This window comes from Pedobacter jaeyakensis, assembly GCF_054461315.1.
Map to the genome: position 1 here is coordinate 4070602 of NZ_CM136921.1, position 16079 is coordinate 4086680.

The window sequence follows — 16079 nt, forward strand, 5'->3', positions numbered from 1 at the left end:
AATATGGGTAATAGAAGGCATAAATATCAAAACAATTTTATCTAAGTTTGTTTATTAATCAATAACCAAGTTAATGAAACATACAATTAAAGAATTAGAAGATATCGCATCCCAAGTAAGGCGGGATATTGTTAGAATGGTTCATGGATGCCAGTCGGGCCATCCAGGTGGATCGTTAGGTTGTGCAGATTTCATGACCGCGCTTTATTTTGAAGTGATGAACCACTCCTCAGATTTTACGATGCTGGGCAAGGACGAAGATATGTTCTTCCTTTCAAACGGGCATATCTCTCCGGTATTTTATAGTGTTTTAGCCAGATCTGGTTATTTTGGTGTGAGTGAGCTAGCTACGTTTAGGAAACTGAATTCAAGGCTTCAGGGTCACCCAACTACACATGAAGGACTTCCTGGAATCAGAGTAGCATCAGGATCTTTGGGACAAGGTATGTCTGTAGCTATTGGAGCGGCATTGGCTAAAAAACTAAATAAAGACAAGTCTATTGTTTTCTCTTTACATGGAGATGGTGAGTTACAGGAAGGCCAAAACTGGGAAGCAATTATGTATGCTCCTTTTAACAAAGTTGACAATTTAATTGCAAGTATAGATTACAACGGTCAACAGATTGATGGCCCAACAGAGAAAGTATTGTCTCTGGAAAATCTTCAGGAAAAGTTTGAAGCATTTGGATGGCATGTCATCAACTCCGATGGTAATGACATGGAGGCTATTGTTAAGGCGCTACATTATGCAAAATCACTTACTGGTAAGGGTAAGCCGATTTTAAATTTAATGAGCACTCAAATGGGATATGGTGTGGACTTCATGGTAGGATCGCATAAATGGCATGGCGTTGCGCCTAATGATGAGCAATTGGCATCATCATTAAATCAGTTAACAAGTTCTTTAAAAGACTACTAAGCGGGAGCACTAAAAACCTGCAAAGCAAACTTGACCACCAAAATCAATAGAAACTAATGAAAAAATATACATACACAGAAAAAAAAGATACACGTTCCGGCTTTGGTGCCGGGTTATTGGAAGCCGGACAAAAAAACCCGGAAGTTGTAGCACTTTGTGCGGATCTTGTTGGTTCTTTAAAAATGGAAGCATTTATTAAAGAGTTTCCAGAAAGATTTTTCCAGATTGGTATTGCAGAAGCAAACATGATTGGAATAGCAGCTGGTTTGACCATTGGGGGAAAAATACCTTTTACCGGAACATTTGCAAATTTCTCTACTGGTAGAGTTTATGACCAAATCCGCCAGTCGGTAGCCTATTCTGATAAAAATGTTAAGATTTGTGCATCACACGCCGGTTTAACACTAGGTGAGGACGGCGCAACACACCAGATATTAGAAGATATAGGTTTGATGAAAATGCTGCCTGGTATGACGGTGATCAATACCTGTGATTACAATCAGACTAAAGCAGCAACTATTGCGATAGCAGAACACCACGGACCAGTTTACCTGCGTTTTGGACGCCCTGTAATCCCTGTATTTACAGATCCGGATCAAAAATTTGAAATAGGCAAAGCATGGATGGTAAATGAAGGTAAGGATGTGACCATTATTGCAACCGGACACATGGTTTGGAAAGCGATAGAGGCTGGAGAAAAATTGGCTGAACTGGGTATTGACGCTGAAATTATCAACATACACACCATTAAGCCATTAGATGAAGAAGCGATTCTAAAATCAGTGAAGAAAACGGGTTGCGTGGTAACTTGTGAAGAACACAATAAATTTGGCGGACTTGGCGAAAGCGTTGCAAGACTACTTTCTACCGAGCTACCTACACCTCAGGAATTTGTAGCGGTAAATGACAGCTTTGGAGAAAGTGGAACGCCAGATCAATTAATGACAAAATATGGACTTGACAGCGTAAACATTGTTGAAGCCGTTCAAAAGGTCATCAAAAGAATCAAAAAATAAGCAATTAAGCCGCAGATGAAGCAAGTTGAAGACTCAGAGATACTCGAGAAATTTTCGCATGAAAAAACTCGTAATGAAGCCTTCAACTTGCTTTTAACTAAATACCAGCAAAAAATCTACTGGCATATCCGCCGCCTGGTGATTGACCATGATGATGCAGACGATTTGGTACAGGATGTTTTTATTAAAGTTTGGAAGAACCTGGAAAAATTCCGCAGCGATTCTCAACTGTATACCTGGATTTACAGGATCGCATCAAATGAATCCATCACTTTTCTGAATAAGAAAAAGCAAAAAAACAACATCCCGTTAGACGAAGTTTCATCAGAATTGAATGAAACACTTGTAGCATCTTCCTATTTTAGCGGCGACAAGATCCAAATGAAGTTACAGCAGGCCATACTTACCTTGCCTGATAAGCAGCGGCTGATTTTTAATATGAAATACTACGACGACCTTAAGTATGAGGAGATTTCTGAAATAACAGGAACGAGTGTAGGAGCTTTAAAAGCATCATTTCATATTGCTGCAAAAAAAATTGAAGCTTTTTTGCTAAATGATGATGTTACCTTTTAAACCTTTTGCTATTTAAACCATCAATACATCTGTAATGGGAGAAAATTTAGAAAATAAGGACTGGAGAGAGGAAGCACCAACATTGGCCGGTGTTCCTGTGAGCGAGGGTTTTTCTGTTCCAGATGGCTACTTTAGTACTTTAGATAATCGAATACGTACCAGCGTTTATTTGGAAGGATTGAAAACAGAATCTGCCGACCATAGTTTTGGAGTGCCTAAGGGTTATTTTGAAACGCTTACTGAAAGGATCGAAGCCAATGCACTGTTGGAAAGTTTAAAACAAGAAGAAGAGATTTTTAGAGTCCCTGCCGATTACTTTGAGCAATCTAGAGCTGCTATTTTATCTAAAACAGCCGATACAGTTGAGAAGTCTAAAATTGTTCGATTGTGGCATTCTAATCTGTTGAAATATGCTTCTGCTGCCTGTTTTGTTATTGTTGCGGGATTGGGCGTCTATTTTAATCAGGAAACAACTGTAAAAAATGTCAACAGTACTGATATAGCCAACGAACAAATGTTGTTTGATATTGATGAAGACGTAATAATTGAACATCTTACTTCGCCGGAAACGAACAAGGTTTCTAACGATCAGGTTGCATTAGAAAATTATATCTTGACGAACTTTTCTTCTTCCGATTTAACTACTGACTACTAATCATATCTAAATGAAATATCTAATTGTTATAGCACTGTTCTTTACATTTCCTTTCCTGTCGTCTGCACAACGGGGAGGTGACAGATTTCAAGAAATAGAAGCATACAAAATTGGCTATTTGACGCAGAAACTAGACTTATCAGCAGATGAAGCTAAGATTTTTTGGCCTATCTATAATTCCTGGCAGAAGGAACAATCTGACCTTCGCAAGGAGCGGATTCAAAAGATGATTAGTTTTCGAAAGATAGATGAGATAGAACAACTTTCTGATAGCGAAGTACAAGCTTTAATTGTCAACGACTTCAACATCAAACAAAGAGAACTTAACCTGGAAAAAAAATACTATAATCAACTTAAATCAAACCTTCCGATTAAGATTGTTGGTAAATTTTACAGGGCTCAGGAAGCTTTCAAGAAGGAGATTCTGTCTAAATACCGTCCTCAGGGACGCCAATAGTTGAATATTTCGTAGTTTTGGCTATGCTTACACAACGCCAGCTATTTCTTCAGCACAACGCACAAACAACCTTAGCACCTCTACTTTTGGAATTCTCAAAAGCTAAAGGCATTTATCTGTATGATACTGCGGGCAGGGCTTATCTGGACCTGATAGCTGGTATAGGTGTGAGTAATGTGGGTCATTGCCACCCAGCCGTTGTACAAGCTGTGAAAGAGCAGGCAGAAAGCTATATGCACATTATGGTATATGGAGAGTTTGTACAAAGTCCGCAGGTCAACTTTGCTAAGGCACTTGCCGATATATTACCCATGCCATTAAATTGCACCTACTTTGTAAATTCTGGTACTGAGGCAGTTGAAGGTGCAATGAAACTTGCCAAAAGATATAATGGCCGCACAGAGTTCATCGCTTGCAATAGTTCCTATCATGGCAGTACACAAGGTGCTTTGAGCCTGATGGGAAACGAAGAGTTCAAACAAGCCTATCGTCCCTTACTTCCTAACGTAAAATTTATTGATTATAATGATGTTGCCGATCTGGATAAGATCAGCTCAAAAACTGCTGCTGTCTTTATCGAAACTATACAGGGCGAGGCAGGAATAAGAATAGCGGACATCAATTATTTCAAAGCCTTAAGACAAAAGTGTTATGAAACAGGAACCCTGCTTGTGCTGGACGAGATTCAGTGCGGATTTGGACGGACCGGTAAAATGTTCGGATTTGAACATTTTGACATTGTTCCTGATATCCTGTTACTTGCCAAAGGTATTGGTGGAGGAATGCCCATAGGCGCATTTATCAGTTCAAAAGAGATTATGCTTTCCCTCGCCACGAATCCTATACTGGGACACATTACGACTTTTGGAGGGCATCCGGTAAGCTGTGCCGCGGGGCTTGCTACTTTGGAAACTATTGTAAATGAGAATATGGTTGAGGGAGTATCGAAAAAAGGAGAATTATTTAAAGAACTGTTGGTCCATCCTGCAATAAAATCTGTAAGGGGAATTGGGTTAATGATTGCAGTGGAATTTGAGAGTTTCGAACTGAATAAAAAGATTATTGATGGTTGTATAGAAGATGGTGTCATCAGCGACTGGTTTTTGCATTGCAGCAACTCGATGCGAATAGCGCCGCCCTTAATCATAACTGAAGAACAGATTAAACACGCTTGTATGATAATTCTAAAAAACGTTAGCTCATTTTCTGTCGCTTAATCAGGTAGGCTTGCAATATTGGATAAAATCCGGCGGAAATATCAGCATCGATCATATCAATTTTATATTGCGTGCATTTTAATTGGATGTTTTGCCTGTATTCCTGAATCTTGGAAAGATAGGACTCTTTTACTTTAGCGGCATGAGCTTTAACTACATTTCCGGTTTCCATATCGATAAATTCATATGGCCTGTTTTCAAAATTAAAATCGATCTCCTTAGCTTTATCCGTTACGTTAAAAATGACCACCTCGTGTTTGTTGAACTTTAAATGCTGCATAGCAGAAAAGAGTGCCTCTGTGCTTTTCTCATCCTGAATAGTGTTGAGAAGATCGCTAAAAATAACCACCATCGACCTTTTGTGTATCAACTCGGCAATTTGATGGAGTGCCTGTTGTAAATTTGTTTTGACATTTAGCTTCTCTGCATCTAGCTGAGTTTCTAAATGAGTAAACAAATACTTCTGGTGAGTTGTAGTTGATTTTGCGGGTGTATTTAGCAACAGGTGGTCTGAGAATAGGCTAAGCCCGAAAGCATCGCGTTGCCTCTTCAATAAAAAAACAAGCGCAGCAGTGGCCTCTACAGAGAATTTTAATTTATTGTACGACTTCTGTGGGAAATACATGGAAGACGAGACGTCGATGATGAATTGGCAACGTAAATTGGTTTCTTCTTCATAACGCTTACTAAACATTTTATCTGTTCTTGCGAAAAGCTTCCAGTCAATATTTTTGATATTATCTCCGGCATTATACAATCTGTGCTCAGCGAATTCTACAGAAAAACCATGGAAGGGGCTTTTATGAAGGCCGGTGATAAAACCTTCCACAACTTGCCGGGCCAGGAACTCCAAATTGGAGCCAAAGGGAGCATGGTGCTGATTGATGGTTGACTGCATATGGTAAATATAAAAAAAGCGTCCATTATTAATGAACGCTTTCTCTTATATTAAGTCATCCTGAATTTATTCCAGGATCGGAGGATATTATTACAACTGTTTGTCTAATTTTCCAGCTAATACAGATTTTGGAACTGCACCAACTTGCTTATCTACAACTTCACCATTTTTAAAGTACAATAATGCAGGGATGTTACGGATACCGAATTGAGTAGAAATCTGAGGATTATTGTCAACATTAACTTTACCTACAATTGCCTTTCCTTCATATTCTTTCGAGATTTCATCTACTGAAGGTCCTACCATGCGACATGGTCCACACCATTCTGCCCAAAAATCAACCAAAACGGGTTTATCTGATTTTAATACAACTTCCTCGAAGTTTGCATCTGTTATTTCCAAAGCCATAATTCTTATTTTTATTTATACAAATATATAATCAATTGTAATGCCATTCAAATTGGGGTATGCCAATATGACATTAGTTCAACGTAGGGTTAACATCTAAGGCCTTCAATTGTTCCAATAAATAGTTATTAGGGTTGATTTTGATGCTTTTTGACGGCATTTTAATCCGCACGTTCTGCTCCCGGTCTGAGACCTCAAAAAGCAACTGGCAACGTTGGTGTTCGGAATTTTCCTTGTTATGCTCCAATAAGGCATGGATTTGCCCCATCAGATCCTCGGTAACTTTTTCCAGAGGAATTTGTAAAGTAATTGACTTGGCCAGCTTATCCCTCACTTCCGATAAGAGGTCTATGGAATTGATTTTAAACTCCCAATCGCCCTCTTTCCTAAATCGTTCTCCAACCCTGCCATTTATGCGTAAGAAATAGCCATCGGTTAAGAACTGTTTGAATTTTATAAAATCATCGCCAAACAATGCAAGTTCGCAGGTGTCTTCATAATCTTCAAAAACAATAGTCCCGAAGGGCTTCCCCGTTTTTGTCATCCTTTGCGATGCCATCACCACCAGACCACCTATTACAAGTTCCCGGTTCTTGATAGACTCAAATTCAGCCAGGATATCTTCATTGGTGTCGCCCGTCCTGATTTTATTAACAAGGGAGAGGTGCTTGACTTTGTGTATACAGAACCTATCGAGTTCAAGCTTATAATTATCTAGTGGGTGACCGCTCAAAAAGATTCCTATGGCATCCTTTTCATATTTAAGTCGATCAAGCAAGCTCCATTCAGGTGCTACAGGTAAAGTTGGCTCTGATATTAGATCACCTACAGAACCACCAAACAGTGAAGATTGTGAGGATGACTCATTATTTTGAAAATCGTTTGCGTATTTGATCAGCTTCTCTATCCCATTCATTTTATCATTTTGTCCGATAAAAAAGAATTGTGCTCTATGGTTGCCAAAACCATCAAAAGCGCCGCTGTAAACAAAACTTTCGTACGCCTTTTTATTTACTGTACGTGTGTTTGACCTTTTGGCAAAATCGTGTACACTTTTATAAAGTCCATTTTCCAACCGATCAGCTATGATACTTTCCACCGCCTTATCGCCAACTCCCTTGATTCCAGATAATCCAAACCTGACTTGATTCTTTACGTTTATTGAGAATTTGATATCAGATTCATTCACATCAGGGCCCAATACCTGAACGCCCATTTGCTTGCATTCTTCCATAAAGAATGCAACCTGTTTAATATCGCTCATGTTGTTAGAAAGCACTGCAGCCATATATTCTGCTGGGTAATGCGCTTTCAAGTATGCGGTCTGGTAGGCAATCCAGGCATAACAAGTGGAGTGCGATTTATTAAATGCATAGGAAGCAAAAGCCTCCCAATCCTTCCATATCTTTTCTAGTATAATGGGATCATGACCTTTTTCGGCAGCTTTGTCAATGAACTTAGGTTTCATTTTATCCAGCACGTCCTTTTGTTTCTTACCCATAGCCTTACGGAGAACATCGGCCTCACCTTTAGTAAAGCCAGCCAATTTTTGAGAAAGGAGCATTACCTGTTCCTGGTAAACAGTAATACCATAAGTTTCTTTCAGGTACTCTTCGCATGCGTCGAGGTCATATTTGATTTCCTCTTCACCATTCTTTCTTTTGACAAAGCTTGGGATATACTCCAAAGGGCCAGGACGGTAAAGCGCATTCATGGCAATTAAGTCGCCAAAAACGGTAGGCTTTAATTCCTTCATGTATTTTTGCATTCCGTTACTTTCGTACTGGAAAATACCGATTGTTTCCCCTCGTTGGAAAAGTTCGTAGGTCTTTACATCATCAATAGGAAAATTATCAGGATCTAGCTCCAGGTTGTGAACCTGTTTGACCAGTTTAACGGTATCCTTTATAAGCGTTAGGGTTTTTAGTCCTAAAAAGTCCATTTTAAGCAAGCCAGCACTTTCTACAACAGAGTTGTCGAACTGAGTTACATACAAGTCAGAGTCTTTTGCTGTCGCAACAGGAACAAAATTGGTGATGTCGCTAGGTGTAATGATCACCCCGCAAGCGTGAATACCAGTATTTCTTAGCGATCCCTCTAATATTTGCGCTTGCATAATGGTTTCTGCACTTAGGTTACTGGTAGCGGCCATAGCTTTGAGTTCCAGTACCCGTTCGTATTCATCTGCCCTTAACGCACCTTTTAGTGTCTTTTCATCCAGCGTAAAGATCTTGGCCAACTTCATATTTGGAATAAGCTTGGCAATCTTATCCGCTTCGAATAACGGCAAATCCAACACACGGGCGGTATCTCTAATGGAAGATTTGGCGGCCATAGTGCCATAAGTGATGATCTGCGCAACCTGGTTGGAGCCATACTTTTTAATGACATAGTCCATTACACGGCCACGGCCTTCATCGTCAAAATCGATATCAATATCTGGCATGGAAACACGATCCGGATTAAGGAAACGCTCAAAAAGGAGATCATATTTTATAGGATCAATGTTGGTGATCCAAAGGCAGTAGGCTACCACAGAACCCGCAGCGGAACCACGACCCGGCCCTACAGAAACATCAAGCTGCCTGGCCATGGCGATAAAGTCCTGTACAATCAGGAAGTATCCGGGATATCCGGTTTTTTCAATGGTTTGGAGTTCAAAATCCAGACGTTCTGTAATTTCCGGGGTTAACTCACCATATCTTTTTTTGGCACCTACGTACGTTAAGTGTCTCAGGTATTTATTTTCGCCTCGCTTTCCTCCGTCCTCCTCATCTTGAGGTACGAGGAATTCCTGAGGAATATCAAATTTAGGTAACAGTACCTCCCTGGCCAGTTTGAATATTTCAATCTTGTCTACAATAGACTGGATGTTGGTAATGGCTTCGGGCAGATCTGCAAAAAGTGCTTTCATCTCGTCTGCCGACTTAAAATAGTATTCCTGGTTTGGCAAACCGTAACGGTATCCCCTTCCTCTACCTATTTGGGTGGCCTGCTTTTCACCATCTTTTACACACAATAGAATATCATGCGCATTCGCATCCTTCTTATTGATATAATAGGTGTTGTTTGTGGCAACGATCTTAACGTCATGCTTCCTCGCAAGAGAAATCAAGGTTACATTTACGATGTTTTCATCATCCTGACTATGGCGCATCACTTCAATATAGAAGTCATCTGCAAATTGTTCTTTCCACCACAACAGTGCTTCTTCAGCCTGGCGCTCGCCAATATTCAAGATCTTACTGGAGATTTCACCGTATAAGTTCCCTGAAAGCACAATAATATCTTCCTTATACTGTTCTATCACGGCTCTGTCTATCCGTGGCACATAATAAAAGCCCTTGGTGTAAGCAATGGACGACATTTTGGCCAGGTTATGGTAGCCATTTTTGTTCTTTGCTAGCAGTACTACCTGGTACCCATCGTCTTTCCTCTTTTTGTCTTCATGGTTCTCGCACACGAAGAACTCACACCCTACAATTGGCTTCAGAATAACTTCTGTTGGCGCCTCTCCATTTTCTATTGCAGCGGCATTTTTGGCTTCAATGCCTTTATTGTAATTGAGTATCTGCGTAACAAAGTGAAAGGCACCCATCATATTGGCATGATCAGTCATCGCCACTGCAGGCATTTTCTGTGCAGCTGCAGTTTTCACTAAATCAGCAATACTTATGGTAGACTGGAGCACAGAGAACTGTGTGTGGTTATGCAAATGTACAAATGCGGCATCTTTTAAACTTTCAATACTACTGGCAAGGTCTTTCTTACCAAAGCCGGCTCCGTCTGTACGCTGAAGTCTTTTGCGAATATCTTCTGATGCAGACTTTAAATTAACGTGTTTAAGGCCGACTTTACCTATTACCCCTGGATTTCTTTGCTTATACAGCGTTAGATAATCTGGCGTACATTGTAACTGCTCTGCCTTGAAAACATCAATCTTAAGTAATTGCAGGAAACATCTGGTTGTTGCCTCTACATCGGCGGTAGCATTGTGAGCTTCGGCGAAGGGTTCTCCAAAAAGATATTGATGAAGTTCTGTTAGGTTAGGCAACTTATAACGCCCGTTTCTTCCTCCCGGCAAGCGGAGCAAGTCTGCAGTAACCTCTGTACAAGTATCCAGCACAGGCATCTGTGCCAAAATGTTCTCAATACCTAGTCTGTGGAACTCACATCCCATAATGTTGACGTCAAAACCAACATTCTGACCTACCACAAATTTAGATTTCGATAAGGCAACAACAAATCTTTCCAGCACTTCAGAAAGAGAAATACCTTGTTCGGCGGCCAGTTCAGTTGAAATTCCGTGGATCCGCTCTGCATCGTAGGGAATATTGAATCCATCTGGCTTTACCAGATAATCCTGATTCTCAATAAGATTTCCGAAATCATCGTGAAGCTGCCATGCTATTTGAATACAGCGGGGCCAATTCTCTGTATCGGTTATTGGCGCATTCCAATTACGCGGCAAACCTGTGGTTTCAGTATCAAAAATCAAATACATAGGAATAAATTAAATTGACCGCTTGGGAGATCAAATGATTAACCAAAAATACGGAATTTAACTAAGTGCTTAGAGAATGATCTTTGATTTTTACCTAAAAATTAGGCAATAGCTATATCTGAAGTTGCAATCGGCCTATGCTCTTGGGAAACAAGCTTAGCGGTATCATAGCCTTTCTTGTGACACCTGTTAATAATTTGAGAAAGTAGTTCTTCCGGCAAGGTTGGCTTGCGCGACATAATAAACAGAAACTTATGTTTGGGATGACCTATTACTGCGTAAGAGTAATCATCTGCGAGTTCGATAATCCAATAATCAGCTTTAAACGGCCATACAAACTGAGCTTTCATTTCTGCATTTCCAGTTCCACGAACAACGAATAATTTTGACCTGATGTACTTTTGTTCATCGTCTGCAATCAATTTATAGGTTGTAAAAACAGCATAATAACCGTCGGGGTGAATAACATAAGTTTCAATCGTTTGTCTCCAATGCTTATCCATCATGGTTGGAATGGAATATAGGGAGTACCATTTTCCTGCATAAGAAACGATATCTACTTTCTGTACTGGTTTATTAATCATATTCCCCCCCTTAGCTGATTTGCAACAAATGTAAATTCTTTATCATAAAACCAACAATGTAAAATAAAGTTTTTAAAACCATTTCAATAACTAAGCATAATTTCTAACTTCGGAAACAAGGATTTGTTTGCAGGCTTCTGCGGGCGACCTAAAGACCTTTAAATTAAACATATATGAAGATAACGGTAGTAGGCGCAGGAGCTGTTGGAGCAACCTGTGCAGATAATATCGCCAGAAAAGAATTAGCTGAAGAACTTATTTTATTAGACATCAAAGAAGGTTTTGCCGAAGGTAAGGCAATTGACATGATGCAAACTTCTGCATTACTAGGATTTGACACCAAAATAAAAGGTGTGACCAATGACTACGCAAGTACGGCAGATTCTGAAGTTGTGGTGATTACCTCGGGCTTACCAAGAAAGCCGGGAATGACAAGAGAGGAATTGATTGGCATAAACGCAGGTATTGTTAAAGGTGTAACCGAAAACATCCTTAAGCATTCACCAAACACCATCATAATTGTTGTTTCAAACCCAATGGATACCATGAATTACCTCACCTTTAAATCGGCAGGATTGCCTAAGAACCGTATTATCGGGATGGGTGGTGCGCTGGATTCGGCAAGGTTTAAATATTACTTGAGTCAGGAATTGGGATGTTCTCCGGCCGACTTAAACGCCGTGGTAATTGGTGGTCATGGAGACACTACAATGATTCCACTTATACAACATGCTACCTGGAACAGCATACCAGTAACACAGTTATTGAGTAAGGAACAACAAGATAAAATAGTTGCAGATACAATGGTTGGCGGTGCAACGTTGACTAAATTGATAGGCACATCTGCATGGTATGCACCTGGAGCGGGAACTGCGGCTATGGTAGAAAGTATTGTAAGGGACGAAAAGAAATTAATCTCGTCAGGCGTTTACCTGGAAGGAGAATATGGGCAAGAAGATATCTCTCTGGTTGTACCTGTAATACTTGGCAAAAATGGTGTTGAGAAAATCCTGGATTTTAAATTGAGTGCCGAGGAACAAGCTGAATTTAATAAAAGTGCTGATGCGGTACGCACCATGAATAATGTATTGAAGGAGATGAGCCTGATTTAACACAGGACTTAGTCATGAGAACAAATTCAGTTCCCTTAATACTCATAAATTTACAAGACGACGGTTTCCACCTTTTGGTGGAAATTGTTGTTTTTGGGGAAAAGTTATTTGCTGTTGTAGACACAGGGGCTTCCCGCTCTGTTTTTGATAAATCTTTCATCATGAAACATGTGTCACTTACTGATACAGAGGAAAGCCACGCAACAACATTGTTTTCTACAACGAGTACCTTGCAGGCTGTAATTCCAGAGCTAAAAATTGGAAAAACAAAAATAAGAAACTACAACGCCGTAGCGCTCGATCTGTACGGTGTAAACCAAGCTTATGAGAGCATGGGGCATCCCACCATATGCGGGATCATCGGTAGCGATATCATGATCCAACAACACGCAATCATAAACTTCAAAAAGATGAGGCTATTTTTCTATGAGGCCTAAACTTTAGGTTCCCATCCTTTTTCATAGGATCTGCTCCATAACTTCTGCGCGTCTTTATCGTTGATGATATGACCGTTGGTGGAGTCGATTTTTAAGTCGCGCCCTATTCTTAAAGAGATGTTACCAAGCTGCATGGCAACAACACTCTTGTGGCCAATCTCTACATCACAATTCGGCTTTCTGTTATTTCTGATTGCATCAAGGAAATCTGCAACATGATAGTTATCCAAGCCTACGCTGGGACTGGAAGTGTTGCGACCGTCGATCGCATCCTCCTTCATGAGGGACTTTACTTCATTGATCAACTTGCCGTTTAGATCAAAGATTTTATAACTATCGCCTCCAGTATCAAGACTGCCTTTATCACCATAGAAAATAATTCCTCTATCCAGCTCTTCCACCTTTCTTGCATTGGCACTGCGTCCTTCCCAAACTAAAGTTGCTCCTCCGGGGTATTCAATAGTTGTTAACTGCGTATCGGGTGTTTCCCAATCATCTTTATAGTTATACCGTCCGCCCATTGAGCTTACCCTGGTTGGATAATCTACGCCTAAACCCCAGCGGGCGACATCCACTTCATGGGTGCCATTGTTGAGTGCTTCACCAGTGCCCCAATGCCAGAACCAATGCCAATTATAGTGGATTAATCCGTCTTTGTAAGGCATCCTCGGTGCAGGTCCTTGCCAAAGTTCATAGTCGAGCCAGGACGGAACGGCTGCCGGTTTTAGAAAATTGGGTTTTCTAGCATTGGTATACCAGGTTTTAGCCATATAAACTTTCCCAATAATTCCTTCGTGAAGCTGTTTGATACCTTGAGTGAGCACAGGAGCCGAACGGCGTTGGGCGCCCATCTGCACAACGACTTTATGTTTTCTGGCAGCTGCAATTGCTAACTCCCCCTCATTGGGGTTATGACTTAATGGCTTTTCAACGTATACATGTTTGCCTGCAGCACAGCCTAAAATAGTTAACGGGGAGTGCCAGTGGTCTGGAGTAGCAATATAGATTGCATCTGTATTCTTATCTGCCAGGACCTTTCTAAAATCCTGTTCGGATAAGGGAGCGGTTTCCTGTTTCGCATCCATCACCGTTTTTATGGCTTTAGGGATAGTACGTGAATCAACATCACATATGTAGGATACATCCGTATTTTTTTGTCCTGCAAATACACCGGCCATACCATTTCCGCGACCGTTTACCCCTATTACCCCCACCCTGATCGTATCATTGGCACCGATAATCCTTTTATAACTGCTCGCATTAAAACCGAAGGCGCTGCCACCAAATATCTTCGTGCCCACTGTAAGTGCCGCGGTTGCGATACCTGCTTTTTTTATAAAATCCCTTCTATTTTCCATAAGGCTTATAGCTTTTTTATTTTTATGTTTCTGTAAGACACAACTCCACCATGTTCTTGTAACAGGATCTTCCCTTTATCCAGACTACCGAAAGCAGGAACGGTTTTCATAAATTTACTTGCAGCAACCGCATCAGTAAATGCTTTACTATCTCTCGTAAATTCCAGAATTTTGTAGTCATTTAACCAGTGTTCAACATGCTTGCCATTCGCCACAATCCTGATAGAATTCCATTGACCCGCAGGGTATAATTTTTTTAATCGCTTTGAGGGCTCCAAAATATCATACAGTGATCCAGTAAGATGATTTGCTTTCTGATTATCCTCAGCCAACATATCGTCGAGGATCTGGTACTCCATACCCAAATTACCACCGGTTGAGTAGCTATTGTAAAAGTATTTTACTCCACTATTGGCCGTTAGCTCCACTTTATAATCCAGTTTAAGTTCAAAATTGCTGAACTCAGCAGTTGTTACAATGTCGCCACCTTTTCCATCTGCCACTGATTTAAGTGTTTTATCTACGATTTGCCACCCAGCAGGCACTTCTGTACCAGAGGTGGTGGTCCAACCCCTGGTGGTTTCACCATCAAAGAGAAGTATCCAACCCTTGTTGCGTTCTGATTTTGTCAGTACATTAACTTTTTGAGCAAATGCAAAAGATGTTGCCGCTACCCAAAAAAGCAAAAGAAAAAAGATATTTTTCATTTTAAATTTAATTGTGTTTGTTAAGTTAGCAATAACATTTTGATTTACAATAAAGGTCATAATTACACCCTTAAATTGTCGTTTATAACCATAGCGGTTCTAGATTGGCCCTGCTATCTTTACATGAATTAATCACTTATAAACTATGGAATCAAAAAATAAAACAGTTATAACTGTCAACGCATCTGTAAACAAGCCTGTAGAGAAAGTTTGGGAATCATGGACCCTACCACAACACATTACTAAGTGGACACAAGCTTCTGATGACTGGCACGCACCGTTTGCTGAAAATGATTTGAGGATCGGAGGAAAATTTAAAACAACAATGGCAGCGAAAGACGGATCTTTCAGCTTTGATTTTGAGGGTATTTATGACGAAGTTATAGTCAACGAACTTATAAAGTACACTATAGGCGACGGAAGACAAGTTGAGATTAAATTCAATGCACTGGATGGCAGAACAGAAATTACGGAATCATTCGATGCAGAAGACACGCATTCCATAGAGATGCAACAAGGAGGCTGGCAAGCCATCCTTAACAACTTCAAAAAGTACACTGAAGAAAATCTTTAGCCCAACAACTGTATCACCTGATCAACGGAAAGATTTTGGTAGTCGTTAATATAAATGTCGCATGGAGGAAGCTCATCTTTAGTATGTGAGGTGAGTACTCCAACGACTTTCATCCCCGCATTTAACGCGGCCGAAATGCCCGAAAAAGAATCCTCGAATACAATACACTGCTCTGGAGTTACACCAAGATTTGCAGCCGACTTTAGGTAAACTTCAGGATCTGGTTTATGCTTTTTAACATCTGCACTCGCCAGTACTGAACCCAGAAAAGTTTGAATATGTACTTTGCTTAAAATTAGTTCAAGATTTGCAAACGGAGCGGATGTTGCAACGCCCAACTTTGCTCCATTTTCTTTCAGGTCCATGAAAAATTTTAAAAACCCTGGCACTGGATCAATATGTGGCTCATAGATTTTCCTAAACAGGCTCTCTTTCTCATCTTCAAGTTGCAAAAGCTCCTCGCCCATTATTGGCCTTTGCAAAAAGTGAGTCAAAATATAACTGTTACTTTTGCCAAACATATGCTGCGAAAACTCTTCATCAGTTGGAGACAGATTTCGAGTTGAAAAAAATTCTCTGAACGCAAGAGAATGGTAAGGATTAGTGTGGCATATCACGCCATCCATATCAAAAATTACTGCAAATTCTTTAGTCATA

At 40.3% G+C, this 16079-nt stretch carries 16 protein-coding genes; 9 read left to right on the top strand and 7 right to left on the bottom strand.

Going from position 1 to position 16079, the window contains the following annotated elements:
- The first annotated feature begins 73 nt into the window (after positions 1-73).
- The 6 genes from ACXZ1K_RS18040 to ACXZ1K_RS18065 are packed head-to-tail and all read left to right on the top strand — an operon-like array spanning position 74 to position 4840.
- Positions 74-919 carry a transketolase gene (locus ACXZ1K_RS18040; protein ID WP_458971077.1) on the top strand — a complete coding sequence of 282 codons (846 nt, stop codon included), beginning with the start codon at positions 74-76 and terminating at the stop codon, positions 917-919.
- A gap of 56 nt (positions 920-975) precedes the next feature.
- Entirely contained in the window at positions 976-1935 is a 960-nt protein-coding gene (locus ACXZ1K_RS18045; RefSeq protein WP_458971078.1) for a transketolase family protein, read from the top strand.
- 15 nt (positions 1936-1950) lie between these two features.
- Positions 1951-2511: an RNA polymerase sigma factor gene (locus ACXZ1K_RS18050; RefSeq protein WP_458971079.1), complete on the top strand. Its 561-nt coding sequence runs from the start codon at positions 1951-1953 to the stop codon at positions 2509-2511.
- A 34-nt stretch (positions 2512-2545) separates the two neighbouring features.
- A complete protein-coding gene (locus tag ACXZ1K_RS18055; RefSeq protein ID WP_458971080.1) occupies positions 2546-3166 on the top strand; it encodes a hypothetical protein in 621 nt (206 codons plus the stop codon).
- 10 nt (positions 3167-3176) lie between these two features.
- Entirely contained in the window at positions 3177-3623 is a 447-nt protein-coding gene (locus ACXZ1K_RS18060) for a hypothetical protein (RefSeq protein WP_458971081.1), read from the top strand.
- 23 nt (positions 3624-3646) lie between these two features.
- On the top strand, positions 3647-4840 hold the full coding sequence (locus tag ACXZ1K_RS18065; protein ID WP_458971082.1) for an aspartate aminotransferase family protein: 1194 nt from the start codon (positions 3647-3649) through the stop codon (positions 4838-4840).
- On the opposite strand, the gene ACXZ1K_RS18070 is transcribed toward ACXZ1K_RS18065, so the two are convergent.
- The 4 genes from ACXZ1K_RS18070 to ACXZ1K_RS18085 form a co-directional block, all read right to left on the bottom strand.
- Positions 4818-5738: a DUF58 domain-containing protein gene (locus ACXZ1K_RS18070; RefSeq protein WP_458971083.1), complete on the bottom strand. Its 921-nt coding sequence runs from the start codon at positions 5736-5738 to the stop codon at positions 4818-4820. The two genes, ACXZ1K_RS18065 and ACXZ1K_RS18070, sit on opposite strands and share 23 nt — an antisense overlap.
- Positions 5739-5828: 90 nt before the next feature.
- A complete protein-coding gene (trxA, locus tag ACXZ1K_RS18075; protein ID WP_458971084.1) occupies positions 5829-6146 on the bottom strand; it encodes a thioredoxin in 318 nt (105 codons plus the stop codon).
- Positions 6147-6219: 73 nt separating this feature from the next.
- Positions 6220-10650: a DNA polymerase III subunit alpha gene (gene dnaE, locus ACXZ1K_RS18080; RefSeq protein ID WP_458971085.1), complete on the bottom strand. Its 4431-nt coding sequence runs from the start codon at positions 10648-10650 to the stop codon at positions 6220-6222.
- A 101-nt stretch (positions 10651-10751) separates the two neighbouring features.
- A complete protein-coding gene (locus ACXZ1K_RS18085) occupies positions 10752-11234 on the bottom strand; it encodes a lipocalin family protein (protein WP_458971086.1) in 483 nt (160 codons plus the stop codon).
- A 173-nt stretch (positions 11235-11407) separates the two neighbouring features.
- On the opposite strand from ACXZ1K_RS18085, the gene mdh reads away from it, so the two are divergent.
- Both mdh and ACXZ1K_RS18095 read left to right on the top strand, forming a co-directional pair.
- A complete protein-coding gene (gene mdh / locus ACXZ1K_RS18090) occupies positions 11408-12346 on the top strand; it encodes a malate dehydrogenase (protein ID WP_458971087.1) in 939 nt (312 codons plus the stop codon).
- Between the two features lie 14 nt (positions 12347-12360).
- A complete protein-coding gene (locus tag ACXZ1K_RS18095) occupies positions 12361-12783 on the top strand; it encodes an aspartyl protease family protein (RefSeq protein WP_458971088.1) in 423 nt (140 codons plus the stop codon).
- On the opposite strand, the gene ACXZ1K_RS18100 is transcribed toward ACXZ1K_RS18095, so the two are convergent.
- Positions 12780-14141, bottom strand: coding sequence for a Gfo/Idh/MocA family protein (locus tag ACXZ1K_RS18100; RefSeq protein WP_458971089.1), 1362 nt, complete (start codon positions 14139-14141; stop codon positions 12780-12782). The genes ACXZ1K_RS18095 and ACXZ1K_RS18100 overlap by 4 nt on opposite strands.
- A 5-nt stretch (positions 14142-14146) precedes the next feature.
- Positions 14147-14848 carry a 3-keto-disaccharide hydrolase gene (locus tag ACXZ1K_RS18105; protein ID WP_458971090.1) on the bottom strand — a complete coding sequence of 234 codons (702 nt, stop codon included), beginning with the start codon at positions 14846-14848 and terminating at the stop codon, positions 14147-14149.
- A gap of 145 nt (positions 14849-14993) precedes the next feature.
- On the opposite strand from ACXZ1K_RS18105, the gene ACXZ1K_RS18110 reads away from it, so the two are divergent.
- Positions 14994-15422 carry an SRPBCC family protein gene (locus ACXZ1K_RS18110; RefSeq protein ID WP_458971091.1) on the top strand — a complete coding sequence of 143 codons (429 nt, stop codon included), beginning with the start codon at positions 14994-14996 and terminating at the stop codon, positions 15420-15422.
- Here the strand turns inward: ACXZ1K_RS18110 and ACXZ1K_RS18115 are convergent.
- Positions 15419-16078, bottom strand: coding sequence for an HAD family hydrolase (locus tag ACXZ1K_RS18115; RefSeq protein WP_458971092.1), 660 nt, complete (start codon positions 16076-16078; stop codon positions 15419-15421). The two genes, ACXZ1K_RS18110 and ACXZ1K_RS18115, sit on opposite strands and share 4 nt — an antisense overlap.
- Position 16079 lies beyond the last annotated feature (1 nt).

What these genes read in the sequence shown, in the direction of transcription:
- ACXZ1K_RS18040 (WP_458971077.1), top strand. Translation starts at nt 74, where the DNA reads ATGAAACATACAATTAAAGAATTAGAAGATATCGCATCCCAAGTAAGG.
- ACXZ1K_RS18045 (WP_458971078.1), top strand. Translation starts at nt 976, where the DNA reads ATGAAAAAATATACATACACAGAAAAAAAAGATACACGTTCCGGCTTT.
- ACXZ1K_RS18050 (WP_458971079.1), top strand. Translation starts at nt 1,951, where the DNA reads ATGAAGCAAGTTGAAGACTCAGAGATACTCGAGAAATTTTCGCATGAA.
- ACXZ1K_RS18055 (WP_458971080.1), top strand. Translation starts at nt 2,546, where the DNA reads ATGGGAGAAAATTTAGAAAATAAGGACTGGAGAGAGGAAGCACCAACA.
- ACXZ1K_RS18060 (WP_458971081.1), top strand. Translation starts at nt 3,177, where the DNA reads ATGAAATATCTAATTGTTATAGCACTGTTCTTTACATTTCCTTTCCTG.
- ACXZ1K_RS18065 (WP_458971082.1), top strand. Translation starts at nt 3,647, where the DNA reads ATGCTTACACAACGCCAGCTATTTCTTCAGCACAACGCACAAACAACC.
- ACXZ1K_RS18070 (WP_458971083.1), bottom strand. Translation starts at nt 5,738, where the DNA reads ATGCAGTCAACCATCAATCAGCACCATGCTCCCTTTGGCTCCAATTTG.
- trxA (WP_458971084.1), bottom strand. Translation starts at nt 6,146, where the DNA reads ATGGCTTTGGAAATAACAGATGCAAACTTCGAGGAAGTTGTATTAAAA.
- dnaE (WP_458971085.1), bottom strand. Translation starts at nt 10,650, where the DNA reads ATGTATTTGATTTTTGATACTGAAACCACAGGTTTGCCGCGTAATTGG.
- ACXZ1K_RS18085 (WP_458971086.1), bottom strand. Translation starts at nt 11,234, where the DNA reads ATGATTAATAAACCAGTACAGAAAGTAGATATCGTTTCTTATGCAGGA.
- mdh (WP_458971087.1), top strand. Translation starts at nt 11,408, where the DNA reads ATGAAGATAACGGTAGTAGGCGCAGGAGCTGTTGGAGCAACCTGTGCA.
- ACXZ1K_RS18095 (WP_458971088.1), top strand. Translation starts at nt 12,361, where the DNA reads ATGAGAACAAATTCAGTTCCCTTAATACTCATAAATTTACAAGACGAC.
- ACXZ1K_RS18100 (WP_458971089.1), bottom strand. Translation starts at nt 14,141, where the DNA reads ATGGAAAATAGAAGGGATTTTATAAAAAAAGCAGGTATCGCAACCGCG.
- ACXZ1K_RS18105 (WP_458971090.1), bottom strand. Translation starts at nt 14,848, where the DNA reads ATGAAAAATATCTTTTTTCTTTTGCTTTTTTGGGTAGCGGCAACATCT.
- ACXZ1K_RS18110 (WP_458971091.1), top strand. Translation starts at nt 14,994, where the DNA reads ATGGAATCAAAAAATAAAACAGTTATAACTGTCAACGCATCTGTAAAC.
- ACXZ1K_RS18115 (WP_458971092.1), bottom strand. Translation starts at nt 16,078, where the DNA reads ATGACTAAAGAATTTGCAGTAATTTTTGATATGGATGGCGTGATATGC.